Origin of the sequence: Streptomyces sp. SA15, from assembly GCF_002291145.1 — a bacterium.
In the GTDB taxonomy this organism is placed as follows: domain Bacteria; phylum Actinomycetota; class Actinomycetes; order Streptomycetales; family Streptomycetaceae; genus Streptomyces.
In genome coordinates this window covers 59,624-82,626 of record NZ_NTGE01000014.1, presented here as the reverse complement: position 1 = coordinate 82,626, position 23,003 = coordinate 59,624, and the positions used below count along the sequence as shown (strand labels likewise).

Here is a 23,003-nt window from a genome sequence, read left to right as displayed (position 1 = left end):
TTCTCAGCTGTGGAAGTGGTTGCGCTTGAACGTGGCCTTTCGGATGTTCACGGTGGTGCCGCCCTGGTGGCCGCTCGCGCTGAAGATCTGCACGGCGATCCATCCGCCGAAGATGACGGCGGCCAGGATGATGAGCTGGGTGATGAACGCGGTGAGCGCGGCGATGAACGAGGTGAGCAGCAGCAGCCCGCCGCACACGGCGAGGAAGCCGACGCCCCCGAGGGCGACGTTCACGGCCGTGCGCGAGACGGCCGGTTTGACCGCGACCGGTTCCGGGCGAGCGGGCTCGATGGCGTAGCCGGTGACGACGCGGCCGTCGGGCAGGACGATGCTCGCTACCGCCGGAACGCTGTTCGGCTGTACCGGTACGACCGGCGCCGGGTGGGTGACGGCGGGCGGGAGCGGGGTGGGCTGGTGGACCTCCACGGCCCGCTGTACGGGGGCTTGGTGCGGGTGGTCGGGGTACATGCGGAATCCCTTCCGAACGTTGGTCAGGGAGGCGGAGACACCCCCTTGAGGGGGCGTTGTGGAGGGGGTTTCAGGGGTCTGACCTGCGTGCCTCCCTGACTCCCTGAACGATCATTTGTGCAGGTCAGAGCCAGGGAGGCGGGGCAGGGAGTTCTCCCTGCCTCCCTGACCCGTCGGCGGCGCGCTCCCTGTCATCCGTCGGCGGAAGCGGAACCCTCGTGGTTGCGGTCGGCGAGGGCGCGGGCAACCCGGTCACGGGCGACGACCATCACGCCGTCGGACTTGTAGGGCTCGGCTCCGGCGTCGTCCAGGACGCGCTTGAGGTCGATGAACGACCAGCCGCCGTAGGCGTCCGCGTTCCGCGTCGCGAGCCGCGCCAGCACGTCCTTCGTCCGCACGCGGGGCGCGTCGCCGACGACGGCGGCGATGTCGGCGAGCGGATCGTGTTCCTCGCCCCGCTCGATGGCGTGCAGCGTCGTGACGCCGTCGCGCAGGGCCTTGGCCCGGTCGGTGATGGCCTCGGCGGCGTCGTCGTCGATGTAGTGCGTGCGAACCGTGATGGACGACTGTCCGGCCGGGATGGTGATGCCGTCGGAGGCGACGACCAGGGTTCCCCGGTCCAGACCCGGACGCAGCAGGTTCGGAGCGGCGCCCCCGTCGACGGCCTTGTCTCCCAGGGCCATGCGGGCCTGCGACTCGGTGCCCAGGGCGAGGGATGCGCGGGTGTGGGCGCCCTCGCGGACCAGCTTGGGAAGGTTCTCGTTGGTCGGGTCCTGGGTGCCCTGCCACATCAGCACGTTCACGGCCCGCCCCTGGTTGTGGATCTTCCGGACGGCCATGAAGTACCGGGAGTTGGCCTTGGAACCGCCATAGGGGCGCTTGTCCTCATCCTTGGCCGGGCACATGAACGCCACCTGCGCTTCGTCGACCAGCACGATCAGCGGCGGGAACACGGTGCCGGGCGGCGCCTGGATACGGCGGTTCATCTCGTCCACCGCGCCCTCAACCATCTCGGTCACCTGGATCACGTGCTCATCCGTCGGCCCCTGGATCAGGGTCGTGGCCAGCCCATCAAACATGGCCCAGTCGCCCACGCCCTTGAGGTCACCCATGAGGAACTGCACCGACTTGTCCAGCGACAGCCACAGGGCCAAAGAGCGCAGGGCCACGGTCTTGCCCTGGTTCGACAGACCCGTGATGAGCAGGTGGCGCTGGTACAGGCTCAGCGCGGCAGCGTCCCCGCGCAGGTCCTGACCCCAGGGGGCCCTGCCCTTGGTGTAGTCGGCGGTCATCGTGTCGTCGGTGACCAGCGGGGACGGGCCGATCGGCTCGTCCAGGGCACCCGAGTCCGCGATCCACAGCCGCACCGTCCGCGCGGCGGTCGGGATGGTGATGAACACCTCGTGCTCGTGCCGGGTCAGGTTCTCGGCGAGCTTGCGGCGCTTGTTCTGGACCTCGTTGGTGGACACCCCGGAGGGAAGGGTCACGTCGACCTCGACACCGCATCCGGCGATGGTGATCGGTCCGAGCATGGAGGCGCCGGCGTCGCCCATCTCCTTGATGGCTCGCGCCAGGGCGGGGACTCCGAGGTCGCGCAGGGCCTTGACCACGATGGACGGCGTGATCGGCTCACCCTCGCCGTTGCGGACGTTCGCCGGGAGTGCCCAGTCCGGGGCGGCCTGCTGCTTGCGGCCGACGGACCACAGGGCGAGCAGGGCGAGGAACGGGCCGATCGTGAGCGCCGGGCCCCACACGATTTGCACGATCCGGATCAGCAGGGCGATGAAGTCGATGGTCGCCGACAGCGGGGTGATGACATCGCCGACGTGGCCCGTATTGATGGCCATCACGACCCCGAGCGCGACCAGGACACCGACGCTCATCCCGGCGCCTACGGCCACGCCCTTGGCGGCCTCCACGGGCGAGTGCAAGAGGTCCATGCGGCGGTGATGGCGGGCGGCGCGGAAGCGCTGCAACCGCTCCTCCCACTCCTCTGCCGCTTCCAGGTTCCCCGCCGCTTCGGCCGCCCGGATCATCCGCTCATAGCGGGACCCGGTACGGCCGTCCCAGGTCCGGCGGGCCACGATCCGCCCGCCGTTGACCGTGTAGAGGCCGTGGCGGGCGGCCGCGCGAACCACGGTCTTGGTGCTGTCGTGGGTGACAGCGTGCTTGACCGCGCACCCGGAGCGCACCCACAGCGGCGGGTTCGGAGCGGGTGAGGGGTCGGGGACCACGGTCAGCACCGTGGGGGCCGTCTCGGTCGCCGGAGCGTCGGTGGACTTGTGGAGGCTTACGACGTTGTCAGTCATGCTGAAGGTCTCCTGACTGGCCCCGCGGTTGCGGGGCGGGAGTTGAGGGAGAGCCGGGGTGGCCGTGTCCGTGGCAGGGGCGGCCACCCCGGGTGTTGCGGCTGGTCAGAACCAGCGGGAAGACTTCCGTTCGGCCTTGGCGCGCGCGGCCTCGGTGATCAGGCGCTGACGCTCGCCGTGCAGGGCGGTCAGCTCCGCGTTCAGCCGCATCTCGGCGGCGGAGCCGATGGAGTCCATCCGGTCCTCGGCGCCGGTCGTGCTGCGGCCCCGGTGGACGCTGCGGGCGCCACTGGCCATCGCACGGGTCATCGCGAGCCGTTCACGGCTGGTCAGCGGCCACCACTCGCCCCGTCGCACGGCTTCCAGCTTCTTCGTGGTCTGCCTGATCGCGCGGTCCAGACGGCGGATGTCGGGGTTGCCCATCTCAGGTGCTCCCTTCGGATGCGTGCGGGTCGGGGTAGGCGCAGGTCACGCACATGCCGAGCGAGGGCGGGATGACGTATCCGGCATCCGTGCGGCACTCGGGGCAGGTGCGGCGGGCGCGCATCATCGCTTCGTGCGCGCGCCACATGCCGGGCGTCATTGGGCGCACCGGTTTGGCGAGGTCGATTCGGTAGAGGTAGGCGACCAGCGGCCCACGGCGGCGGCGCGGCCGTTCGAGTTGAGCGGCCACGTCCTGACCGCCGGGGCGCAGGTCGCGCGCCCGCAGTTGGCGGCGGGTGGCGTATCCGTCCGGGGCCAGGCGCCACCGGAACACCGGCAGCGTGGCCATCACGCCACGCGCTTCCACGAGGCCCGCAACCGGACCTCAGAAGCGGAGTGACCGGCCGCACGGAAGCGAGCGGCCATCTCCCGGTAGGACAGGGCCGGTACGTGGCTGTGCCGGATCTCGTCGACCAGCGCGTCCAGTGCCTCATCGGTGAGTGCGGGCCCGGCTTCCAGCGACAGCGCGGCAACCGGCTCGATGGGACCCCACACGGGGAGCTCCCAGCGGGGTGTGACGCCGGGCGTGACGCGATTCGTCACGCTGGTCAGCGCGCGTCCGGTGTCCTCGCCGCCCCGTGCCGTCTCCAGCGTCGACCACGCTCCGGCGAGGGTGGCGGCGGTCTTGGCCTGGACGCGTGCGACGCGGGCCCCGGCTTCCGTCACGGCCGTCAGCCGTGTCTCCTCGGTCGCGGCTTCGGCCCTCAGCCGGGCACGGGCAACGGCCGCCTCGTCGCGGGCCTCTTGCTGGATACCCCGGATCGCCCCGAGCGCCGTCGCAGTGAGCGCGGTGCGCTCCCACAGCCCGTGCACGAGCCACAGAGCCTTAGCAGCCAGGGGCAGCCATGCCACCGCCAGCCATGCACCGGCGGACTCCTCGGTCAGCGCGTGCGCGACCAGGACGCCGGTTGCGACCAGGCCGAAGAACCAGCCCACACCGGTCACCGTCCGGTTGTGGTCGCCCTGCGCGGCCAGACGGCGTTCGTATGCGAGGGTGGCCAGCCAACCGCCGTCGATCCCGAGGCCGACGACCACGGCGACGGGCCACGGCACGGCCGTGCCCAGCCACATCACGACCACGGCCAGGGTGAGGACCATGGACACGGCCGTCATCGCGACGGCGGGCAGAACGGTCTTGGCGTTCATGCCGTGCCTCCCGTCCGGTCGGCTGCCGTCTGCGGGGCGGTCGCGTAGGCGATGAGCCCCACTTCCGCTCCACCGAACCGGCATTCAGCGCGCAGCACCTGCGTGCGGCCGTCGGCCTGTACGTGGAAGGTGACCGTGTCCGGGGCGATGCCGAGTGCGGCACGCCATGCCTCGAACGCGGCGAAGCTGTCTCCCGTGCGGGCAACGTCGTGCAGCGACAGCTCCAGCCGCTCGACGAAGACGGTCGACAGGTGTACGTGGGGCGCGGGCAGGTGCGGGAAGTCGAGAGCGAGCAGCCGCAGTGCCCGCAGCGGTACGGCCAGTTCGTCCAGCGTCAGGGCGTCCGTCATGCCGCACCCCCCGCCGTGAGCAGGGCGGCGAGGATGAGCAGCGCCCCGCCGGCGCAGGTCAGGTCGACCGCGCGGCGCAGGCAGGTGAACTTGGCCACGGCCAGCCGGGAGAGTCCGGCGATATCGGCGGCCAGGTCCCCGGAGACAGCCTCGTTGATCTCCTGCGGGGTGAGTGTGGCCCACAGCGGGAAGCCGTGCCGGCCGCTCAGGTTCGGCCGCACTGAGCGCAGCAGCAGACCGGCCGCAGCGACCAGCAGGGCCAGACCGAGGCCGCCCGCGATGTAGGCGGGCAGGCTCAGCGGCAGGTCACGGGCGACCGTCCACGATCCGGCGAGGACCGCGCCGACGAACGCCAGCAGCAACGCCGTCTTGGTGTCGGTCCGGGTGATCTCCGCCTTGACCTCGGCGTGCGCGGCGGTCAGGTTCCGGTCGGTGGCGCTCATGCGGCGCCCCCCGGCAGGCTCGTGTCCGCCGTGCGGTTGACCATGTCCCGCCGGGCGGCGAGCACCCGGCGGCGGGCCCGGCGAATGCGACGGGCGTCCAGCTCGGTCGGCGTGCGGTCAAGGGTCATGATCTGCGCGTCCAACAGGTCGACCTCCGCCAGAATGGCGGGCATCTCCTGCCCGATCGCGTCCAGCTCTGCATCGGTCGGTTCGATCCAGTCAGCGAACGCGGTAACAGCGTCCTGAACAGTGACGATGTGGCTCATTGGGTCGTGGTTCCTTTCGCAGGGGAACGGCCCGAACAGCGGCCCCGGGCCTAGCCACCCGGGGCCGCGCGCCGTTGAAGTCGGAACATCCGGCTCCCTGCTACCCCGCCCGTACGCTCCGCGCGGTGCGCGGAACGGTCGGGCGGAGGAGGCAACCGGCCGCAGCGCTACTCGCTGCGATGCCAGGAAGGGGGCGGACCGAAGAACCGCACTGACACCGCCGGCCGGTCCGTCACGGCGGTGCCCAACAAGGTCGTTGACGCATCGGAACTCCTGTCGGTCGAAGGGAACGGGACGGTGCTGCAAGGGGGACCTGTGTCCCCACCCTCCGGCCGTTGCTCGCGGTCACCGGGCCACCTCGCCAGTCGGGCCGAAGCCCTGTCCCCTGGCCTTTAGCGGGATTGCAGCGTCCCCGCCCTCTGCTTTGCGCACAGCGAATCGGAAGCGATCCGTAATCTGGTGCGCACCAGAAGAGTCGCATCTGGTGCGCACCAGAGTCAAGGCTCTTCGCCGGTTCGAGTGGCGATTGCCCGCCTCGGTGCATCTCCAGAAGACCGGTTGAGAGGGGGGACCCGGTAGCCAACAGGACTTAACTCCCGTCCTGTTAACCCCTGTTGACCTGCGGCTATGTAAGGCATGCTGGGAAGGTCAGTGTGTGGACCTATCGCCGGACGGTGGCCTGTGAGCACAGGACTTCGGAGTGCGCGAACGGCGCGCGGCTGGTCTCAGGAGCGACTGGTTCGCGAGATCGAGCAGTACGCCCGACGGCACGTCACCGACGTTGCTTCAACCGCGAGTTTGCGGGTGTACGTGTCCGAGTGGGAGAACGGCAAGCGCACGATCTCGGACCGCTACGCGGCAATCCTGCGGCAGCTTCTCGGCGTCACGGACGCAGAGTTGCGGGGCGGCCCGCTCGCGGTTGCTCCGTCGATGGCCGACGGGTACGACGAACTGTTGAACAGGATCGATTCAGCCAGCAGCGTCAGCGAATCCATGGTGAAGACGTTCAATGACCAGACCGAGCTACTGCGCACCATGGACCGGCAGTTGGGCGCTTCGGGTCTTGTGGACCAGATGACAGGGCATCTCGCACGCCTCGAAGACGCGCTGAACTTCGCGGTGTTGCCGGGTACGCGCCGCCCTGTGGCGCTTGCCCTGGCGGGGGCGTCGACCCTTGCCGCGTGGCAGGCAATCGACTCGGGAGCGGTCGAACGTGCCTGGCGGCATTACGAACTTGCGAAGCGGGCAGCGCGCGACGCTGAGGCTCCGATGTACCTCGCGCACGCGATGGCAGAGCAGGCGTACGTACTGTGCGAGGCTGGCCGGCCGTCTCTCGGCGTCGACCTGGTTCGCGATGCGCAACGCATCCTTGGCCAGGCCGGATCTCCGCGTCTCCGAGCATGGCTATACGCCGCTGAAGCTGAGTTGTGCGCCCATGCCGGAATGCCTGATGGCTGCCGACGGGCGCTCGATGCGGCCATGGCGACCATTCCACCCGGCTCCGATGACCGAGACCCGGACATGCTGAGCATCTTCCTCAACGGAGCCCACCTGGCTCGATGGCGCGGCAACGTCCTTGCTCTGCTGGGCGACGACGAGGCGGTGACCAGCCTGTACGAAGCCCTGGACGTGATGGACCCATCCTTTGTCCGAGCGCAGGCGGGACTTCACGCTGACCTCGTACAGGCTCACTTGGCGCGAGCCGAGTACGACGATGCGAACACCCACCTCAGGCAGGCGCGGCTGTTGGCGAGCCGCACCGGTTCGGTGCGGCAGCGCCGCCGTGTCGACCTGCTCAGTGCGCGGCTGTAAGCCCCGGCTTGCCGCGGCTCGCCAGGATGTGGAGCAGGGCCACGAGGGTGCCGGAGCCCATCAGCTCACCGCGAGCCATCAGCCCGGGAATGTCGGCCAGCGGCACCCACTCGATGTGTCCTGCCTCTTCCAGGTCCGTTGGCGAACCAACCTGTTCGGCTCCGTGGCCCACGAAGATCTCGTGAGGCGAGTCGACCATGCCGACCATGGGCTGATAGGTGACGACGTGTTCCAGCGACTTCGGGCGCCAACCCGTCTCCTCCACAACCTCCCGAAGCGCCGTGTCCGCCGGGTCCTCTCCTTCATCCACGATGCCACCGGGCAGCTCCCAGCCGAATTGCTGCGGGACGAAGCGGTACCGCCACATCATGAGTACGCGGTCTTGATCGTCCAGCACTGCCGTGATGGCGACGTGGTGCAGCCGCACCACGTGATGCTCGAACCGCTCGACACCAGGCGGCTCGACGTCCCAGAGCTGGAGCTTGACCCATTGGTTGTCGTAGAGGTCGCGTTCACCGTGGATGCGCCACGGCTCCAAACCCTCGGGAGTCCTCACGCTCACCGGGCGCGGTACGCGGTAGGAACTCCGCCCCCGGACCTCCAGCGCCCCCTCGGACACGAGTCGGGCAAGCACCTGCCGAAGGGCTGTCCGGCCAATGCCGAGTTCCTCGGTCAGGGTGCGTTCCGAAGGGAACTTGTCACCAGGGGCGTACTCACCTGAGGCGAGCCGTTCGCGAAGCGTCTCGTACACCTTGGTTGTCTTCGGGCCCATCCGCGGAGCACTCTCCGTTCTGCCGTGGTGCGTACCAGCGTAGCGGGCGATGGTACGCAGCAGGTGATGCCCCCACAGCGTGGTCAGCATGCACCCGAGCGTCCTTACCTTTTGATTCGGCCGCGGATAGCCAGTATTGCCAGACCAAGCAATATCGGTTCGACAGTTCTTGCCGCCATTTCAATATAGGATCCGGAGGTTGTCAAGGTTTGATTGGAAGATCTGAAGACTACCGAATTCATAACAACTCTCATGCCTTTTTCGAGTCGTGTAGACGTGATTCGATCAGTCAATGACCCTTGTGGCCCGGCTGGAATAGGCGTGCGTGTGGAGAATGTAATTTTTTCGTTCTGAACGGTTCCGCTTGAAACGGGTGCCAAGCCTGTTGCAGGAAGCCCCCAAAGAATCAGGGAGAACAAAGTTAGGACCATGGCGATGAAAAGCCAAGTAAGAGCCCTGGCAGCCCTGAGACCGTAGCCAGAAAGGATCCAGTACGCGGTCAGGATGCCTCTTTCAGCCCGTGGGCGTTGCCGGTCATTGCGCCGCATTTCCATTTCGCCGTAATAGAAGTCCGCTGCGTCTGGCTCATTTTTTCCGTCCTCAAACGACTTACGCAGCTGTCGGTAAACTGCTGATATCGCACCCGGGGTCGATTGCGATATCCCAGCGGGAGCCGGTGTCCATCCTCCCGGGTTTGTGTGCCTCGCGGCCCGCCAGTGGTTTTCCTCTGCGAGCACGCGGCGCGGAGTCCACACAATTGGGATCATGCTAGAACGACGAATGCCGGACGGAACTTCAGCGAATCTGCATGTTCCCTCTAGGCGAAGTTGATCCAGGTGAATGGATCCTGTGAAGATGCACTCAGAGAGGTCAATATTGGAAATCAGGAGATGCGCCACGTCGACGCCTTGGAGGGAAACAATTCGAACTTCATCCGTTACTGTACCCAGGATGCTCTCGTTTAGGTACGTACCGTCTGGTGATGCGAAGCGTTGCTCGGCATGGGTGACCGTTACAGGGCCTTCGAAGACTACATCCGTGAAATCAACAGATGCGCATCTCACCCTAAGCGCGGCCGTACTGCGCCAATGAGTTCTACGAAAGAAGGACTTTTTCGCTGAGAACTCCAACGTGGCTGGGCTGTGGAATTCTGCACCAGTGAGTACCAGCTCATCACATACAAGAGGCCCCAGTCGCCTTGTGCGTTCAAAGATTGCCCCGGCGAAATTCACGTCCTTTCGGAAGGTCGTTAGCCCGAAATGTGCGACAGTAGAGAATCTGACGTTATGGAATACGGCTTTCCGGTGGAAGGAAGCCGAAGGAAATCGGGCATCGTTGGCAAAATGAGCTGATGGGAAATACGCCTCACCATCGAAGATAGTAGAGTCGAACCTTGCTGTGCCCGTAAAATTAGCTGAACCGAAGGCGGCGGCACGAGTAAATTTGGCCGACGAGAAGTCTGCCTCTTCTTCGAATGTTGCTGTACCAAAATTCGCGCCTTTTGAGAACCTGGTTCGCTGGAATAGTGCGTTCCATTCGAAACGTGACCCTGAGAAGTTGGCTCGGTCATCGAAACTGGCGGAAATGAATCGCGTATTCCTCTTGAAAGTACATTTGGAGAAATTGCAAACCTCCAGAAAGGATGATTTATCAAAGCTGGCCTCGCTCTCGAATGTCGCCGAGATGAAGCGTGCCTTTTTGGCGAATTCTGCTTCTAGGAAGCTGGATGGCCCCATGAATGAGGCGGCTGAGAGATCGGCATCTCCAAGGAGTTTTGCCTTGGTGAAACTGCATGGTCCGAAAAATACCGCTCGTGCAAATCGAGCTTCGCCTTCGAATTGAGTTGAATAGAAAACCCCTGCGTCATTGAACGTCGTTGCCTCGAACATTGCAGCGAGCGAGAACGTGGCTTCAGAAAAATTGACTTCAGAGTTAAATCGTGAACCTTCGAATGTGGCGTCTTTGTGGAAAGTTGCCGAATGGAAGCGAGTCACCCCATTGAATGTGCAATTGTCAAAATTTGCGGGACTCTGGAAAATTGCCCAACCGAAGTTGCACTCACCCAGTCGAATGTTGCCGTCACTTGATTCACGCAAGGCATCCAGCAAGCGGGTCAATAGGTCCTGTGTGAATTCGGTGCCCCGGTGATCAACGGAGCTTCCGGGAGTCAGTTGAGAAAAATAGGAGTCTTGCTGGTCGCCGGTTAGGTGTGCCAAGCATTGGTTGAATGGCTCAATGACCCGGCCCGAGCAGTTGTTACGGTGGCTTGCGGGCAGCGAGAATTCTCTTCCGTGGTCACACATGGGCCAGCGCTGTCGGCGGGGTCTACGAGGGGTTGACATACCGGTTGTGACACCACAGCGGGGGCCTCTGGTTGCGGCCACGTGGACGGTGTGTGGACGGCTCTTGGGCCCAGACTGTCCCGAGTAATGAAACATGCAGGTCACTGCCAGGGAAGCCGTACGTTACTCGGGGGACTGTAAATCTGCCGGCTCAGCCTTCCCAGGTTCGAATCCTGGCGCCGCCACTCTGTGAGATACCCCCTCCGATCTGCGGAAACGCAGGGCGAAGGGGGTTTCTTCATGTGTGCGGCCGCGAACTACTCGCCGACGTGAGCCAGTTCGATGTCGTGGTCGTCCAGGCCGCTGCCGGAGACGGTCACCGTGGCCGCCTGGGGCGGGTAGCCGGTCGCGATGACCGTGTACGCGCCGCCGTCCAGGTCGGAGAAGGCGTACGCGCCGTCGAGGTCGGTCGTGGTCGTGGCGACCACGTTGCCCGCGGCGTCCACCAGCGTCACCAGCGCGTCTCCCAGCGGGCTGCCCGCTCCGCGGACCGTGCCCCGCATATGGGCGCCGGGCCGCAGTTCGACCTCGCTGCGCGTGATCCCGGTGCCCGGGATCACGACGGGCAGGGCCAGCGGCCGGTGCTTGGGGGAGTTGACCGCCAGGGTCACCGTCCCCGGCACCAGGTCGGTGATGGTGAACTCGCCCAGGACGTCCGTGCCTCCGGTGGCCAGCACGTCCCCGCGGACGTCGGTCACGATGACCACGGCCTCCGCGACCGGAGCCCCGCTGTCGGCGGACAGCACCACACCGGCCAGGCCGCTGGTGCCGCTCAGCAGGACGTCGTACGACACCGGCGCATCTCCGGCGACGACGATCGTCGAGGCCTGTGGCTGGTAGCCGTCGGCGGAGGCGATCAGGACGTACGAACCGGCAGCGGGCGCGTCCACGCCGTATGTGCCGTCGCCGCCCGAGACCGACCGGCCCAGTTGCCTCCCGCCCAGGGAGATCAACGTCACCGCGGCGCCGGCCACCGCGGCGCGCTCGGCGCCCAGGACGTGCCCGCTCACCGGGATCCCGCCGGCGACGGAGCCGCCCTCAACGCCGCCGTCGTCCTTGACCGGCGAGGTGAGAGCGGGTGCGAGCCGACGCGTCGGCTCCGGCTCCGCAGCGACGGCGTCCGCATGCGCGGTCGCGACCGTCGGGCCCTCCGCACCCACACCGACCGCACCCACCGCACCCACACCGACCGCACCCCCGCCAACTGCACCCACCGGCAACGGCTCCCCGGCCACATCCCCCGCCGAAGGCCAGTACCGCCACGACGACACCGGGCCGTGGTGCCGCCTCTGTGTCGTCGACGGGTCGGGGAAGAGCATGGGACATGGGTCGAGCCTCCGTGTGGGCGTGGGTGACAGCGCGACACCCCCAGTCTGTCAGTTGATTGACTTAAGCAAGTATGGTCGGATTCTGTGACCGCCCCATGAAGAGCCGGAGGTGAGGGGAGCCATGCGCCCGCCGGGGCACACTGACCTCATGTCCACGCGCCGCAGACACTGCCCCGAATGCCGTCGCGAGATCGCCGTCGTCGCCGGCCGCTTCGCGCGGCACGACCCGCCCGGCGCACGCGAGAGCGGGCAACTCGTCTCGTGCCCCGGATCCCGGACACTGGCGGAACTCGGGGCGGCCCAGCCGTCGTTGGACGGGTACGTCGTCCCCGAATTCCCCGGACAGTTGCCGCTGTTCTAGGCCGCCCCAGCCAGCCCCTAAGGCCTTACGTCCATCCGCGTCACCAACCCGTCCCCGCCGAACCGGTACACGTGCTCGACGGTCTCCTCCCCCCACCGCTCGCCCGACGCGTCCCGCATCCCGGTCCGTACGGTCGCCACCACCGCCTCGCCGTCCCCGTCGAGCCGCAGCCCCTCCAGACGTACGAGGGGATGCCCGGCCGCGAACTGCCGTGCCCAGTACGCGCGTACCGCCTCGCGGCCGTGCGCCCGGACCCCGTCCAGCATGTTCGGCCAGTCCACCTCCGGGGACAGGCAGTGCGGGACGAAGGCGTCCCGCTCGTCGGTGGAGAAGACCTCGTACATCCGCCGCAGCAGCGCCTCCCGCGCGGCCGGGACCCCCTCGGCGCCCATCCTCAGTTCCCCGCCACCGACTTGACCGCCACCGACACCGGCGTCTTCCCGGCGACCAGCTCCAGGGTCAGGCCGGCCGTCGCCGGAGTGTCCAGCAACTCCGCGAGTACGGCGGCCACGTCGTCGCGCGGAATCGGGCCGCGGCCCGTGTGTGCCTCCAGGCGTACGAGGCCGGTGCCGGCGTCGTCCGTCAGCGCGCCGGGGCGCAGGATCGTCCAGTCCAGGGCGTCCAGGCCGGTCACGTACGCGTCGGCCTCGCCCTTGGCGCGCAGGTAGACGTCGAAGACCTCGCTGCCCTCGTGCGCCGGATCAGCACCCATCGACGACACGACCACGAAGCGCCGTACGCCCGCCTGGACCGCCGCGTCCGCGAACAGCACCGCCGCACCCTTGTCCACCGTGTCCTTGCGGGCCACCCCGCTGCCCGGGCCCGCGCCCGCCGCGAAGACCGCCGCGTCGGCGCCCCGCAGCCGCGCCGCGACCTCCTCGACCGAGGCCGACTCCAGGTCCAGCAGAACCGGTTCGGCGCCGGCCTCCCGCAGATCCTCGCCCTGTTCGGCGCGGCGGATGATCCCCGCGACCTCGTCCCCGCGCGCGGCGAGCAGCCGCTCCAGCCGCAGCGCGATCTGACCATGACCACCAGCGATGACAATGCGCATGCCTTCGACCGTACGCCCGGACGGCCGCATCCGCCGCACGACTTCGGCCACGCCCCAGGGACACATGCGCTCACAGACGTTGGGGGCGTACGCGGGGCGCCCGAGCCCCAGATAGATGCGCGCCCTCGGCGTACGCGTGCAACAAGCCGCGCGCGCCCCATCCGCCCCTACGACACCTCTCCCCGCCCCTGCCGAGGCAACCCCGACTCCGCCGTAGCGGCCGAGTTGCAGTACTCCCGCACCGCACTCGTCCGCGCCACCACGCGCCCCCGGTGCACCACGATCCGGCTGTACGCCAGCGACAGCGCCCCCGCCAGCCGGTCGCCGCGCACCGCCAGCAACTCGGCCGGGAATCCCGCCTCCACCCGCACCTCCGGCAGGCCCAGCACCGCCCGCGCCGACGTGCTCACGGCGTCGTACGCGTCCTCGGGGCGCAGCCCGTGGCGGGACGCCAGCAGATAGGCCGCCTCCAGCGGATCGCCGCGCCCCACCGGGTTCGACACGTCACGCAGGGCGCCGCTGCCCGCGGTCACCCGCACCCCGGCCGCGCGCAGCAGTCGTACCGGCGCCGTGCCCCGGCGCTCGACGCCCCCGCAGCCGCCCTGCGGCAGGCATACCACCGCCACTCCGGCTGCCGCGAGCTGGTCGGCGGTGCGGCCGGCCGTCTCGGCGGGCAGCCGGCTCAGGCCGCCGCACGGGGCGAGCGTCACCCCGGGGCGCAGCCCGCCCGCCATCGCGGCGAGACGGGACAGACGCGCCGGGTCGGTGGCGTCGGTGTGCAGGTCGACGGGGCAGCCGTGCTCGGAGGCGACCTCCAGGACCGCCTGGACGTAGCCCGTCGGATCGGGGTCGAGATCCGGACAACCGCCCACCACGGAGGCGCCCATCTTCACCGCGTCCCGCAGCATCGCGAGACTGTCGGCCCCGGCCACCCCGGTCAGCACCCTCGGCATCGCCACCGTCGCCAGCTCGGTGAGCCCGCGCAGCGCCCGCCGCGCCTGCAGTACGGCGGCCAGCGCGCCGAGCCCCTGGACGTCCCCCACGCGCACGTGTGCCCGCAGCGCGGTCGCCCCGTGCCCCACTTGCAGCAGAGCGGCCTCGGTGGCCCGGCGCTGGACGTCCTGGACGTCGTACGAAACCGGTCCCTCACCCTCGCCCGACAGCGCGGTGTCGGCGTGGGCGTGCGGCTCGGCCGGAGCCGGCAGGAGCAGATAGCCGCTGAGGTCCACGCGCGCACCGCACGCGCGCGTGCTGTCCGCCGCGAGGCTCCCGGCCGTCCCGACCGCCTCGATGCGCCCGCCGCCCAGCCGTACGTCCACGGTCCGGCCGTCGGTGAGCCGCGCCCCGCACAGCAGCAGCGAGGCCGGGTCGGCCGGGCCCGACGAGGACGGGGACGAGGAGTGGGACGGCGGCGGCTGACTGTCGGGCATCGCGTTCCAGGGGCTCGGGGGCTGCGTGAGGGGACGGAAGATCACGCAGAGTGAGTCCGAGCCTAGGGTGACGACACGCTCGCGACGCGGAGGAGCGCAATAGTCGTACCGGTGTGGTCCGTCCTGCCGGAGAGGCCTCCGTGGCTCATGGGAGGACCGGGCCGCAAGGCCCGGTGGAGGCCGCGAAACGGATTTGGGTGAACGGCGGCCGAGCGTGTAATGTCTTCATCGCTCGCCCCAATAGCTCAGTCGGCAGAGCGTCTCCATGGTAAGGAGAAGGTCTACGGTTCGATTCCGTATTGGGGCTCTGGTGTGAGAGGTTCCCGTCGCGAGGCGGGACCGATCGCATCACAGCGGTGTAGCTCAGTCGGTAGAGCAAGCGGCTCATAATCGCTGTGTCACCGGTTCAAGTCCGGTCACCGCTACTCACAGTAGCCGATTGTGGGGTCGGTCCTTCGATCGGCTACTCTTTCCTGCGTTAATGTCCCATCCGTTCGTCAAGGAGCACTCACGTGGCTGCCACCGACGTCCGCCCGAAGATCACGCTGGCCTGCGTGGAGTGCAAGGAGCGGAACTACATCACCAAGAAGAACCGGCGTAACAACCCGGACCGTCTTGAGATGAAGAAGCACTGCCCGCGTTGCAACGCGCACACCGCGCACCGCGAGACGCGATAAAACAGGCTCGTACATGAGGCCGCCCCCGCAGTCGGGGGGCGGCCTCACGTCGTTTCATACCCGGTTACCGACCGGTTCCGGTCGACTACAGGTCAACCTCAGCACACATCCAGGAGGTACCGAGCCATGGCGCTCGATCAGTCCTTCGTAGGGCGGACCTATCCGCCCACCGACCCCTACGAGGTGGGCCGGGAGAAGATCCGTGAGTTCGCGGAAGCGGTGGGGGACCCCAACCCGGCGTACACGGACCCGGAGGCCGCCAAGGCGTACGGCCACCCGGATGTGATCGCCCCGCCGACGTTCGTCTTCTCGATCACCTTCAAGGCGGCCGGACAGGTCGTCGAGGACCCGCAGCTCGGCCTGGACTACAGCCGCGTGGTGCACGGCGACCAGAAGTTCGCCTACGTCCGCCCGGTGCGCGCCGGCGACCGGCTCACCGTCACCACGACCATCGAGGCCATCAAGTCCATGGCGGGCAACGACATCCTGGACGTCCGGGGCGAGGTGCACGACGAGGCCGGCGAGCACGTCGTGACCGCCTGGACGAAGCTGGTCGCCCGTGCGGCCGAGGAGGCCTGACATGACCGCGAAGATCTCCTACGACGACGTCGAGGTCGGCACCGAGCTGCCCGGGCAGTCCTTTCCCGTGACCCGCGCCACCCTCGTCCGGTACGCGGGCGCCTCCGGGGACTTCAACCCGATCCACTGGAACGAGAAGTTCGCCAAGGAGGTCGGGCTGCCGGACGTCATCGCGCACGGCATGTTCACCATGGCCGAGGCGATCCGTCTCGTCACCGACTGGACCGGCGACCCGGGCGCGGTCGTCGAATACGGCGTCCGCTTCACCAGGCCCGTCGTCGTCCCCAACGACGACCAGGGCGCCACGATCGATGTCACCGGCAAGGTCGCGGCCAAACTGGACGACAACAAGGTCCGCGTGGACCTCACGGCGACCAGCGCCGGGCAGAAGGTGCTGGGGATGTCGCGGGCCGTCGTACGGCTGGCCTGAGTGCCGCACACGGGGAACGGCCCGGCCGGACTGCCGGGCCGTTCGTCCGTGACGGGGCTGTCAGTGCCGTCTCGTAGTCTTGGGCGCGTGCTGGAACTCCACGACGCCCCCCTCGCCCCCCTGACCACCTTCCGGCTGGGCGGACCGGCGACCCGGCTGGTCCACGCGACGACCGACGCCGAGGTCATCGCCGTCGTCCGCGAGGCCGACGACAGCGGGACACCGCTGCTGCTCATCGGCGGCGGCTCGAACCTGGTCATCGGCGACGAGGGCTTCGCGGGCACCGCGCTCGTCATCGCCACCAAGGGCTTCACCCTCGACGGCACCCGGCTGGAGCTGGCCGCCGGCGAGGTGTGGACCGACGCAGTCGCCCGGACCGTCGAGGCGGGTCTCGCCGGCGTCGAGTGCCTCGCCGGCCTCCCGGGCTCGGCGGGCGCGACCCCCATCCAGAACGTGGGGGCGTACGGCCAGGAGGTCTCGTCGACGATCACCGAGGTCGTCGCCTACGACCGCCGGGCGCGCGAAACGGTCACACTGACGAACGCGGAATGCGCCTTCACCTACCGCCACAGCCGCTTCAAGGCCGACCCCGAGCGGTACGTCGTCCTGCGCGTCCGCTTCGAGCTGGAGGACGCGGGCGGCCTGTCCGGACCGCTCAAGTACGCCGAGACGGCCCGGGCGCTGGGCGTGGAACCGGGCGACCGCGTGCCGCTCGCCGACGCCAGCGAGACCGTCCTGAAGCTGCGCTCCGGGAAGGGCATGGTCCTGGACCCCGAGGACCACGACACCTGGTCGGCCGGGTCCTTCTTCACCAACCCGATCCTCACCGACGAGGAGTTCGCCGCGTTCCACGCGCGCGTGCGGGAGCGGCTGGGCGACGGTGTGCAGCCGCCGGCGTACGCGGCGGGGGAGGGGCACACCAAGACCTCCGCCGCCTGGCTGATCGACAAGGCGGGCTTCACCAAGGGCTACGGCACCGGACCGGCCCGGATCTCCACCAAGCACACCCTCGCCCTCACCAACCGGGGCGGCGCGAGAACCGAGGACCTGCTCGCACTGGCCCGCGAGGTCGTCGCCGGCGTCCGCGACGCCTTCGGGATCACGCTGGTCAACGAGCCGGTGACGGTCGGCGTCAGCCTGTAGACACCGGCCGGCTCAGGAAGAGCCGACGAGCCAGTCGTCCACGCCGGCCAGCAGCTTCCGCTTCATCTCCTCCGGCGCCGCCGAGGCCCGTACCGACTGGCGGGCCAGTTCCGCCAGTTCCGCGTCCGTGAAGTCATGGTGGTGGCGGGCGATCTCGTACTGGGCCGCCAGCCGGGAGCCGAACAGGAGCGGGTCGTCCGCGCCCAGGGCCATCGGGACGCCCGACTCGAAGAGGGTCCGCAGGGGCACGTCCTCCGGCTTCTCGTACACGCCCAGGGCCACGTTCGACGCCGGGCACACCTCGCAGGTCACGCCCCGGTCGGCCAGGCGCTTCAGCAGCCGCGGATCCTCGGCCGCCCGCACGCCGTGTCCGATCCGGTGCGCGTCCAGGTCGTCCAGGCAGTCCCGGACCGACGACGGGCCGGTCAGCTCGCCTCCGTGCGGCGCCGACAGCAGGCCTCCCTCGCGGGCGATCGCGAAGGCCCGGTCGAAGTCCCGCGCCATGCCCCGGCGTTCGTCGTTCGACAGACCGAAACCGACCACGCCCCGGTCCGCGTACCGCACCGCCAGCCGGGCCAGCGTCCGCGCGTCCAGCGGGTGCTTCATACGGTTCGCGGCCACCAGGACACGCATCCCCAGGCCGGTCTCCCGCACCGCCGAGTCCACCGCGTCCAGGATGACCTCCATGGCCGGGATCAGACCGCCCAGCCGCGGGGCGTACGAGGTCGGGTCCACCTGGATCTCCAGCCAGCCCGAGCCGTCCCTCAGATCCTCCTCCGCCGCCTCCCGGACCAGCCGCTGGATGTCCTCCGGCTCCCTGAGGCACGACCGCGCCGCGTCGTACAGCCGCTGGAAGCGGAACCAGCCCCGCTCGTCCGTCGCCCGCAGTCTCGGCGGCTCCCCGCTGGTCAACGCATCGGTCAGCGCCTCGGGCAGCCGTACGCCGTACTTGTCGGCCAGCTCCAGCAGGGTGGTGGGCCGCATCGACCCGGTGAAGTGCAGGTGCAGATGGGCTTTCGGCAGCTCAGAGACATCACGTACACGCTCCATTCCAGGATCCTGCCGTACGTTGCTGCCGTCCCGGTAGCGCTTTCCCCTTAAGTGGTCTTGCTCGCACGAAGAAACGGGCCGCCCCTCGGGGCGGCCCGTGACCCTACTCACCGTGAGTACCTTCAGTCCCTGGCCTCCGCCAGCAGCTTCTGGATCCGGCTCACACCCTCGACGAGGTCCTCGTCACCCAGGGCGTACGACAGCCGCAGGTAGCCCGGCGTGCCGAAGGCCTCGCCCGGGACGACCGCGACCTCGGCCTCCTCCAGGATCAGCGCGGCCAGCTCGACCGTGTCCTGCGGGCGCTTGCCGCGGATCTCCTTGCCCAGCAGGCCCTTCACCGAGGGGTAGGCGTAGAAGGCGCCTTCGGGCTCGGGGCAGAGAACGCCGTCGATCTCGTTCAGCATCCGCACGATCGTCTTGCGACGCCGGTCGAAAGCCTCGCGCATCTTCGCGACCGCGTCCAGGTTGCCGGAGACGGCGGCGAGGGCGGCGGCCTGGGCCACGTTCGAGACGTTCGACGTGGCGTGCGACTGCAGGTTCGTGGCCGCCTTGACGACGTCCTTCGGGCCGATGATCCAGCCCACGCGCCAGCCCGTCATGGCGTACGTCTTCGCCACGCCGTTGACGACGATGCACTTGTCGCGCAGCTCGGGCAGGAGGGCCGGCAGGGAGACGGACGCCGCGTCGCCGTAGACCAGGTGCTCGTAGATCTCGTCGGTCAGCACCCAGAGGCCGTGCTCGACGGCCCAGCGGCCGATCGCCTCGGTCTCGGCCTCGCTGTAGACCGCGCCCGTCGGGTTGGACGGCGACACGAAGAGGACGACCTTCGTCCGGTCCGTACGGGCCGCCTCCAGCTGCTCGACCGAGACGCGGTAGCCGGTCGTCTCGTCGGCGACCACCTCGACCGGGACGCCGCCCGCGAGGCGGATCGACTCGGGGTAGGTCGTCCAGTACGGGGCCGGGACGATGACCTCGTCGCCCGGGTCCAGGATCGCGGCGAAGGCCTCGTAGATCGCCTGCTTGCCGCCGTTGGTGACCAGGATCTGGGAGACGTCCGGCTCGTAGCCGGAGTCACGCAGGGTCTTCGCGGCGAGCGCGGCCTTCAGCTCGGGCAGGCCGCCGGCCGGCGTGTAGCGGTGGTACTTCGGGTTCTTGCAGGCCTCGATGGCGGCCTCGACGATGTAGTCCGGGGTCGGGAAGTCGGGCTCGCCGGCGCCGAAGCCGATCACCGGACGCCCGGCGGCCTTGAGGGCCTTGGCCTTGGCGTCCACGGCGAGGGTGGCGGACTCGGAGATCGCGCCGACTCGGGCGGAGACCCGGCGCTCGGTGGGTGGGATTGCAGCGCTCATGGGGCCCATCGTTTCAGACCGGAAACTCACCCGGCACGCGGGTTTCACAGACTGAACATGTGCGGGCAAACCCCAGAACACCCGTCCGGAACCCGCTCGCGGCCAGGGCGATCTTCGGCCGATCTTCCGCCGCTGCGCCGCCGTTCTTCCCTCCGCGAAGCCCCTACGGGCTACTTTCTGTTCGACGACCGGCCCCGGAACACGTACACTCTCACCTCGTTGGCCTTCAACAGCTCGCGCTCAACCGGTGCACACCGAGCACCCGGTTGGATGCGGTACGTTGGGGGGCACACAAAGGGTCGTAGCTCAATTGGTAGAGCACTGGTCTCCAAAACCAGCGGTTGGGGGTTCAAGTCCCTCCGGCCCTGCTACACACTCCTCAGCCAGGATGTGTGTGTGCGCATGTACGTACAGCAATGCACCGCCGTGCGGCTCAGACCGGGCGCGGCACGGCCACGACCCGGAATCAGGTGAGGACGAGTGACGGACGCCGTGGGCTCCATCGACATGCCTGATGCCCAGGACGAGGCGCCGGAGTCCAAGAAGAAGACCCGTAAGGGTGGCAAGCGCGCCAAGAAGGGCCCGCTGAAGCGCCTCGCGCTCTTCTACCGCCAGATCGTCGCGGAGCTCCGCAAGGTCGTCTGGCCCACGCGCAACCAGCTGACGACATACACGACCGTGGTGATCATCTTCGTCATCATCATGATCGGCCTGGTGACCGTGATTGACTATGGACTCGACCACGCCGCCAAGTACGTCTTCGGCTGAGCAAAGAGCGAAGGGCGCCGCGGGTTACCGGCGCTCCTTTCGCATGTTCCACCCCTATGTATCCAGGAAGAAGCAGCCACCGTGTCTGACCAGAACCTGAACGACGCCGTTGAGCCACGCGGGCAGGACGTCGAGTCCGTGGAAGACGAGCTCGACATCGTCGAAGGTGCGGACGAGGACCTGGACGAGGTCGAGGCTGCCGACGCCGAGGCGAGCGAGCCCGCCGAGGAAGCCGCCGTACACGTCGAGGACGAGGCAGAGGCCGACGAGGAAGAAGAGGCCGAGCCCGTCGACCCCGTCGCCGCCCTGCGCGAGGAGCTGCGGACCCTGCCCGGCGAGTGGTACGTCATCCACACCTACGCCGGTTACGAGAACCGCGTGAAGACCAACCTCGAGCAGCGCGCCGTCTCGCTGAACGTCGAGGACTACATCTTCCAGGCCGAGGTGCCGCAGGAAGAGGTCGTCCAGATCAAGAACGGCGACCGCAAGACCATCCGCCAGAACAAGCTCCCCGGCTACGTGCTGGTGCGCATGGACCTGACGAACGAGTCCTGGGGCGTCGTCCGCAACACCCCCGGCGTCACCGGCTTCGTGGGCAACGCCTACGACCCCTACCCCCTGACCCTGGACGAGATCGTCAAGATGCTCGCCCCGGAGGCCGAGGAGAAGGCCGCCCGCGAGGCCGCCGAGGCCGAGGGCAAGCCGGCTCCGCAGCGCAAGGTCGAGGTCCAGGTGCTGGACTTCGAGGTGGGCGACTCGGTCACCGTCACCGACGGCCCGTTCGCCACGCTGCAGGCCACCATCAACGAGATCAACGCCGACTCGAAGAAGGTCAAGGGTCTCGTGGAGATCTTCGGCCGTGAGACGCCGGTCGAGCTCTCCTTCGACCAGATCCAGAAGAACTAGTTCTTCCTGGACGTACCGCTTCCGACCAGGTCAGACGGGCTGTCAAAAGCTCGTCTGACCTGCTCGGTTTTTAGCCGCGCATCTATACCCGTTATCGTTGTGCGGTATGCCTTCAGCCGGGACGCGACCCGGGTGGGGGTAGACCCGAATCGAAAGGACCCGGAGAGCAATGCCTCCCAAGAAGAAGAAGGTCACGGGGCTCATCAAGCTCCAGATCCAGGCCGGCGCCGCCAACCCGGCCCCGCCGGTCGGCCCGGCGCTGGGTCAGCACGGCGTCAACATCATGGAGTTCTGCAAGGCCTACAACGCCGCGACCGAGTCGCAGCGCGGTTGGGTCATCCCGGTGGAGATCACGGTCTACGAGGACCGCTCCTTCACCTTCATCACCAAGACGCCGCCGGCCGCCAAGATGATCCTCAAGGCCGCGGGCGTGGAGAAGGGCTCCGGCGAGCCGCACAAGACCAAGGTCGCCAAGATCACCCAGGCGCAGGTCCGCGAGATCGCCACCACCAAGATGCCCGACCTCAACGCCAACGACCTGGACGCCGCCGCGAAGATCATCGCCGGTACCGCGCGTTCCATGGGCATCACGGTCGAGGGCTGAACCCCACCTTCGTAGATCCATGCGGCTCGCGAGGCCGCACGTGGCAGGGCCTGCTCGGCCCGTACCACGACTCCTTATCGAACACACAGGAGCAGTTGTGAGCAAGCGCAGCAAGGCTCTCCGCGCTGCGGACGCCAAGATCGACCGGGAGAAGCTGTACGCCCCGCTCGAGGCCGTCCGTCTCGCCAAGGAGACCTCCACGACCAAGTTCGACGGCACCGTCGAGGTCGCCTTCCGTCTGGGTGTCGACCCGCGCAAGGCCGACCAGATGGTCCGTGGCACCGTGAACCTCCCGCACGGCACCGGTAAGACCGCCCGGGTCCTGGTCTTCGCGACCGGTGACCGTGCCGAGGCCGCTCGTGCCGCGGGCGCCGACATCATCGGCGCCGACGAGCTGATCGACGAGGTGTCGAAGGGCCGTCTGGACTTCGACGCCGTTGTCGCCACCCCGGACCTCATGGGCAAGGTCGGCCGCCTCGGCCGCGTCCTCGGCCCGCGTGGTCTGATGCCGAACCCGAAGACCGGCACCGTGACCCCGGACGTGGCCAAGGCCGTGACCGAGATCAAGGGCGGCAAGATCGAGTTCCGCGTCGACAAGCACTCGAACCTGCACTTCATCATCGGCAAGTCGTCCTTCGACGACACCAAGCTGGTGGAGAACTACGGCGCGGCGCTGGAGGAGATCCTCCGTCTGAAGCCGTCCGCCGCCAAGGGTCGCTACATCAAGAAGGCCGCGATCAGCACCACGATCGGCCCCGGCATTCCCGTCGACCCGAACCGCACCCGCAACCTCCTCGTCGAGGAGGACCCGGCAGCTGTCTGACCGGGCCGAGCCTGCCGGCTCGCCCAGTCGGCGACGGGCCCCGCACCTTCCGAGGTGCGGGGCCCGTTCCCGTGTGTGGGTTCCGTTCCCGTGGGTGCCGTGGCCTGGGTTAG

General features: G+C 68.3%; 25 protein-coding genes, 3 tRNA genes and 1 pseudogene. 13 read left to right on the top strand and 16 right to left on the bottom strand.

Annotated features, from left to right (window positions below; genetic code table 11):
• Nucleotides 1-3 precede the first annotated feature (3 nt).
• The 8 genes from CLM62_RS02050 to CLM62_RS02015 form a co-directional block, all read right to left on the bottom strand.
• Nucleotides 4-468 (bottom strand): hypothetical protein, encoded by a 465-nt coding sequence (locus CLM62_RS02050; RefSeq protein ID WP_095748135.1) that lies wholly within the window; start codon nt 466-468, stop codon nt 4-6.
• A gap of 191 nt (nt 469-659) precedes the next feature.
• A complete protein-coding gene (locus tag CLM62_RS02045) occupies nt 660-2,777 on the bottom strand; it encodes an FtsK/SpoIIIE domain-containing protein (protein ID WP_095748134.1) in 2,118 nt (705 codons plus the stop codon).
• A 105-nt stretch (nt 2,778-2,882) separates the two neighbouring features.
• Nucleotides 2,883-3,200 carry a hypothetical protein gene (locus tag CLM62_RS02040; RefSeq protein WP_095748133.1) on the bottom strand — a complete coding sequence of 106 codons (318 nt, stop codon included), beginning with the start codon at nt 3,198-3,200 and terminating at the stop codon, nt 2,883-2,885.
• Between the two features lies 1 nt (nt 3,201).
• Entirely contained in the window at nt 3,202-3,549 is a 348-nt protein-coding gene (locus CLM62_RS02035; protein ID WP_095748132.1) for an RRQRL motif-containing zinc-binding protein, read from the bottom strand.
• On the bottom strand, nt 3,549-4,406 hold the full coding sequence (locus tag CLM62_RS02030) for a protein spdB (protein WP_095748131.1): 858 nt from the start codon (nt 4,404-4,406) through the stop codon (nt 3,549-3,551). The genes CLM62_RS02035 and CLM62_RS02030 overlap by 1 nt, the downstream gene beginning before the upstream one ends.
• Complete coding sequence (locus CLM62_RS02025) at nt 4,403-4,756, bottom strand: hypothetical protein (protein ID WP_095748130.1); 354 nt, start codon at nt 4,754-4,756, stop codon at nt 4,403-4,405. The genes CLM62_RS02030 and CLM62_RS02025 overlap by 4 nt, the downstream gene beginning before the upstream one ends.
• Nucleotides 4,753-5,199 (bottom strand): Pycsar system effector family protein, encoded by a 447-nt coding sequence (locus CLM62_RS02020; RefSeq protein WP_095748129.1) that lies wholly within the window; start codon nt 5,197-5,199, stop codon nt 4,753-4,755. The genes CLM62_RS02025 and CLM62_RS02020 overlap by 4 nt, the downstream gene beginning before the upstream one ends.
• Entirely contained in the window at nt 5,196-5,465 is a 270-nt protein-coding gene (locus CLM62_RS02015; protein ID WP_095748128.1) for a DUF6284 family protein, read from the bottom strand. Before CLM62_RS02015 ends, CLM62_RS02020 begins: the two co-directional genes overlap by 4 nt.
• 804 nt (nt 5,466-6,269) lie before the next feature.
• Here CLM62_RS02015 and CLM62_RS02010 point away from each other — a divergent pair.
• Nucleotides 6,270-7,277, top strand: a complete 1,008-nt coding sequence (locus CLM62_RS02010; RefSeq protein ID WP_095748127.1) for a regulator — start codon at nt 6,270-6,272, stop codon at nt 7,275-7,277.
• Here the strand turns inward: CLM62_RS02010 and CLM62_RS02005 are convergent.
• The 3 genes and pseudogenes from CLM62_RS02005 to CLM62_RS01995 form a co-directional block, all read right to left on the bottom strand.
• Entirely contained in the window at nt 7,261-8,049 is a 789-nt protein-coding gene (locus CLM62_RS02005) for an NUDIX domain-containing protein (RefSeq protein WP_095748198.1), read from the bottom strand. The genes CLM62_RS02010 and CLM62_RS02005 overlap by 17 nt on opposite strands.
• Nucleotides 8,050-8,153: 104 nt before the next feature.
• Nucleotides 8,154-10,166 (bottom strand): pentapeptide repeat-containing protein, encoded by a 2,013-nt coding sequence (locus tag CLM62_RS02000; RefSeq protein ID WP_179381896.1) that lies wholly within the window; start codon nt 10,164-10,166, stop codon nt 8,154-8,156.
• A 482-nt stretch (nt 10,167-10,648) separates the two neighbouring features.
• A pseudogene (locus CLM62_RS01995) lies at nt 10,649-11,416 on the bottom strand (collagen binding domain-containing protein); the annotation flags it as partial.
• A 451-nt stretch (nt 11,417-11,867) separates the two neighbouring features.
• Between CLM62_RS01995 and CLM62_RS01990 the strand changes: the two are divergent.
• Nucleotides 11,868-12,080, top strand: a complete 213-nt coding sequence (locus CLM62_RS01990) for a hypothetical protein (RefSeq protein WP_095748196.1) — start codon at nt 11,868-11,870, stop codon at nt 12,078-12,080.
• A 17-nt stretch (nt 12,081-12,097) separates the two neighbouring features.
• On the opposite strand, the gene CLM62_RS01985 is transcribed toward CLM62_RS01990, so the two are convergent.
• The 3 genes from CLM62_RS01985 to CLM62_RS01975 form a co-directional block, all read right to left on the bottom strand.
• Nucleotides 12,098-12,472: a nuclear transport factor 2 family protein gene (locus CLM62_RS01985; protein WP_257003612.1), complete on the bottom strand. Its 375-nt coding sequence runs from the start codon at nt 12,470-12,472 to the stop codon at nt 12,098-12,100.
• 2 nt (nt 12,473-12,474) lie between these two features.
• Entirely contained in the window at nt 12,475-13,131 is a 657-nt protein-coding gene (locus tag CLM62_RS01980) for an SDR family oxidoreductase (protein ID WP_095748194.1), read from the bottom strand.
• Between the two features lie 167 nt (nt 13,132-13,298).
• Nucleotides 13,299-14,561, bottom strand: a complete 1,263-nt coding sequence (locus tag CLM62_RS01975; protein ID WP_095748126.1) for an amidohydrolase family protein — start codon at nt 14,559-14,561, stop codon at nt 13,299-13,301.
• Between the two features lie 234 nt (nt 14,562-14,795).
• On the opposite strand from CLM62_RS01975, the gene CLM62_RS01970 reads away from it, so the two are divergent.
• From CLM62_RS01970 to CLM62_RS01945, 6 genes are all read left to right on the top strand, one after another.
• Nucleotides 14,796-14,868, top strand: a tRNA-Thr gene (locus CLM62_RS01970).
• 45 nt (nt 14,869-14,913) lie between these two features.
• A tRNA-Met gene (locus CLM62_RS01965) sits at nt 14,914-14,986 on the top strand.
• A gap of 87 nt (nt 14,987-15,073) precedes the next feature.
• Entirely contained in the window at nt 15,074-15,238 is a 165-nt protein-coding gene (rpmG, locus tag CLM62_RS01960; protein ID WP_003948671.1) for a 50S ribosomal protein L33, read from the top strand.
• Nucleotides 15,239-15,364: 126 nt separating this feature from the next.
• Entirely contained in the window at nt 15,365-15,817 is a 453-nt protein-coding gene (locus CLM62_RS01955; RefSeq protein ID WP_095748125.1) for a MaoC family dehydratase N-terminal domain-containing protein, read from the top strand.
• A 1-nt stretch (nt 15,818) separates the two neighbouring features.
• Nucleotides 15,819-16,247, top strand: a complete 429-nt coding sequence (locus CLM62_RS01950) for a MaoC family dehydratase (protein WP_095748124.1) — start codon at nt 15,819-15,821, stop codon at nt 16,245-16,247.
• Nucleotides 16,248-16,334: 87 nt separating this feature from the next.
• A complete protein-coding gene (locus tag CLM62_RS01945) occupies nt 16,335-17,390 on the top strand; it encodes a UDP-N-acetylmuramate dehydrogenase (RefSeq protein WP_095748123.1) in 1,056 nt (351 codons plus the stop codon).
• A 12-nt stretch (nt 17,391-17,402) separates the two neighbouring features.
• Here the strand turns inward: CLM62_RS01945 and CLM62_RS01940 are convergent, their stop codons facing one another.
• Both CLM62_RS01940 and CLM62_RS01935 read right to left on the bottom strand, forming a co-directional pair.
• Nucleotides 17,403-18,440, bottom strand: coding sequence for an adenosine deaminase (locus tag CLM62_RS01940; protein ID WP_095748122.1), 1,038 nt, complete (start codon nt 18,438-18,440; stop codon nt 17,403-17,405).
• 122 nt (nt 18,441-18,562) lie between these two features.
• Complete coding sequence (locus tag CLM62_RS01935) at nt 18,563-19,789, bottom strand: pyridoxal phosphate-dependent aminotransferase (protein WP_095748121.1); 1,227 nt, start codon at nt 19,787-19,789, stop codon at nt 18,563-18,565.
• A gap of 295 nt (nt 19,790-20,084) precedes the next feature.
• Between CLM62_RS01935 and CLM62_RS01930 the strand changes: the two genes are divergently transcribed.
• The 5 genes from CLM62_RS01930 to rplA all read left to right on the top strand — a co-directional run bounded on the left by CLM62_RS01930 (nt 20,085) and on the right by rplA (nt 22,890).
• Nucleotides 20,085-20,157, top strand: a tRNA-Trp gene (locus tag CLM62_RS01930).
• Between the two features lie 112 nt (nt 20,158-20,269).
• Entirely contained in the window at nt 20,270-20,557 is a 288-nt protein-coding gene (gene secE, locus CLM62_RS01925) for a preprotein translocase subunit SecE (RefSeq protein WP_095748120.1), read from the top strand.
• Nucleotides 20,558-20,638: 81 nt separating this feature from the next.
• Nucleotides 20,639-21,463 carry a transcription termination/antitermination protein NusG gene (gene nusG, locus CLM62_RS01920; protein WP_095748119.1) on the top strand — a complete coding sequence of 275 codons (825 nt, stop codon included), beginning with the start codon at nt 20,639-20,641 and terminating at the stop codon, nt 21,461-21,463.
• Nucleotides 21,464-21,632: 169 nt separating this feature from the next.
• Entirely contained in the window at nt 21,633-22,067 is a 435-nt protein-coding gene (gene rplK / locus CLM62_RS01915) for a 50S ribosomal protein L11 (protein ID WP_095748118.1), read from the top strand.
• A 97-nt stretch (nt 22,068-22,164) separates the two neighbouring features.
• Nucleotides 22,165-22,890 carry a 50S ribosomal protein L1 gene (rplA, locus tag CLM62_RS01910; protein WP_095748117.1) on the top strand — a complete coding sequence of 242 codons (726 nt, stop codon included), beginning with the start codon at nt 22,165-22,167 and terminating at the stop codon, nt 22,888-22,890.
• Nucleotides 22,891-23,003 lie beyond the last annotated feature (113 nt).

Coding starts and splice junctions, on each gene's coding strand:
- CLM62_RS02025 (WP_095748130.1), bottom strand. CDS start 4,756: ATGACGGACGCCCTGACGCTGGACGAACTGGCCGTACCGCTGCGGGCA.
- CLM62_RS02030 (WP_095748131.1), bottom strand. CDS start 4,406: ATGAACGCCAAGACCGTTCTGCCCGCCGTCGCGATGACGGCCGTGTCC.
- CLM62_RS02045 (WP_095748134.1), bottom strand. CDS start 2,777: ATGACTGACAACGTCGTAAGCCTCCACAAGTCCACCGACGCTCCGGCG.
- CLM62_RS01975 (WP_095748126.1), bottom strand. CDS start 14,561: ATGCCCGACAGTCAGCCGCCGCCGTCCCACTCCTCGTCCCCGTCCTCG.
- CLM62_RS01990 (WP_095748196.1), top strand. CDS start 11,868: ATGTCCACGCGCCGCAGACACTGCCCCGAATGCCGTCGCGAGATCGCC.
- CLM62_RS01940 (WP_095748122.1), bottom strand. CDS start 18,440: ATGGAGCGTGTACGTGATGTCTCTGAGCTGCCGAAAGCCCATCTGCAC.
- CLM62_RS02005 (WP_095748198.1), bottom strand. CDS start 8,049: ATGGGCCCGAAGACAACCAAGGTGTACGAGACGCTTCGCGAACGGCTC.
- rplK (WP_095748118.1), top strand. CDS start 21,633: ATGCCTCCCAAGAAGAAGAAGGTCACGGGGCTCATCAAGCTCCAGATC.
- CLM62_RS02040 (WP_095748133.1), bottom strand. CDS start 3,200: ATGGGCAACCCCGACATCCGCCGTCTGGACCGCGCGATCAGGCAGACC.
- CLM62_RS02020 (WP_095748129.1), bottom strand. CDS start 5,199: ATGAGCGCCACCGACCGGAACCTGACCGCCGCGCACGCCGAGGTCAAG.
- CLM62_RS01935 (WP_095748121.1), bottom strand. CDS start 19,789: ATGAGCGCTGCAATCCCACCCACCGAGCGCCGGGTCTCCGCCCGAGTC.
- CLM62_RS01985 (WP_257003612.1), bottom strand. CDS start 12,472: ATGGGCGCCGAGGGGGTCCCGGCCGCGCGGGAGGCGCTGCTGCGGCGG.
- CLM62_RS01950 (WP_095748124.1), top strand. CDS start 15,819: ATGACCGCGAAGATCTCCTACGACGACGTCGAGGTCGGCACCGAGCTG.
- CLM62_RS02015 (WP_095748128.1), bottom strand. CDS start 5,465: ATGAGCCACATCGTCACTGTTCAGGACGCTGTTACCGCGTTCGCTGAC.
- CLM62_RS02050 (WP_095748135.1), bottom strand. CDS start 468: ATGTACCCCGACCACCCGCACCAAGCCCCCGTACAGCGGGCCGTGGAG.
- CLM62_RS02035 (WP_095748132.1), bottom strand. CDS start 3,549: ATGGCCACGCTGCCGGTGTTCCGGTGGCGCCTGGCCCCGGACGGATAC.
- CLM62_RS01980 (WP_095748194.1), bottom strand. CDS start 13,131: ATGCGCATTGTCATCGCTGGTGGTCATGGTCAGATCGCGCTGCGGCTG.
- CLM62_RS01955 (WP_095748125.1), top strand. CDS start 15,365: ATGGCGCTCGATCAGTCCTTCGTAGGGCGGACCTATCCGCCCACCGAC.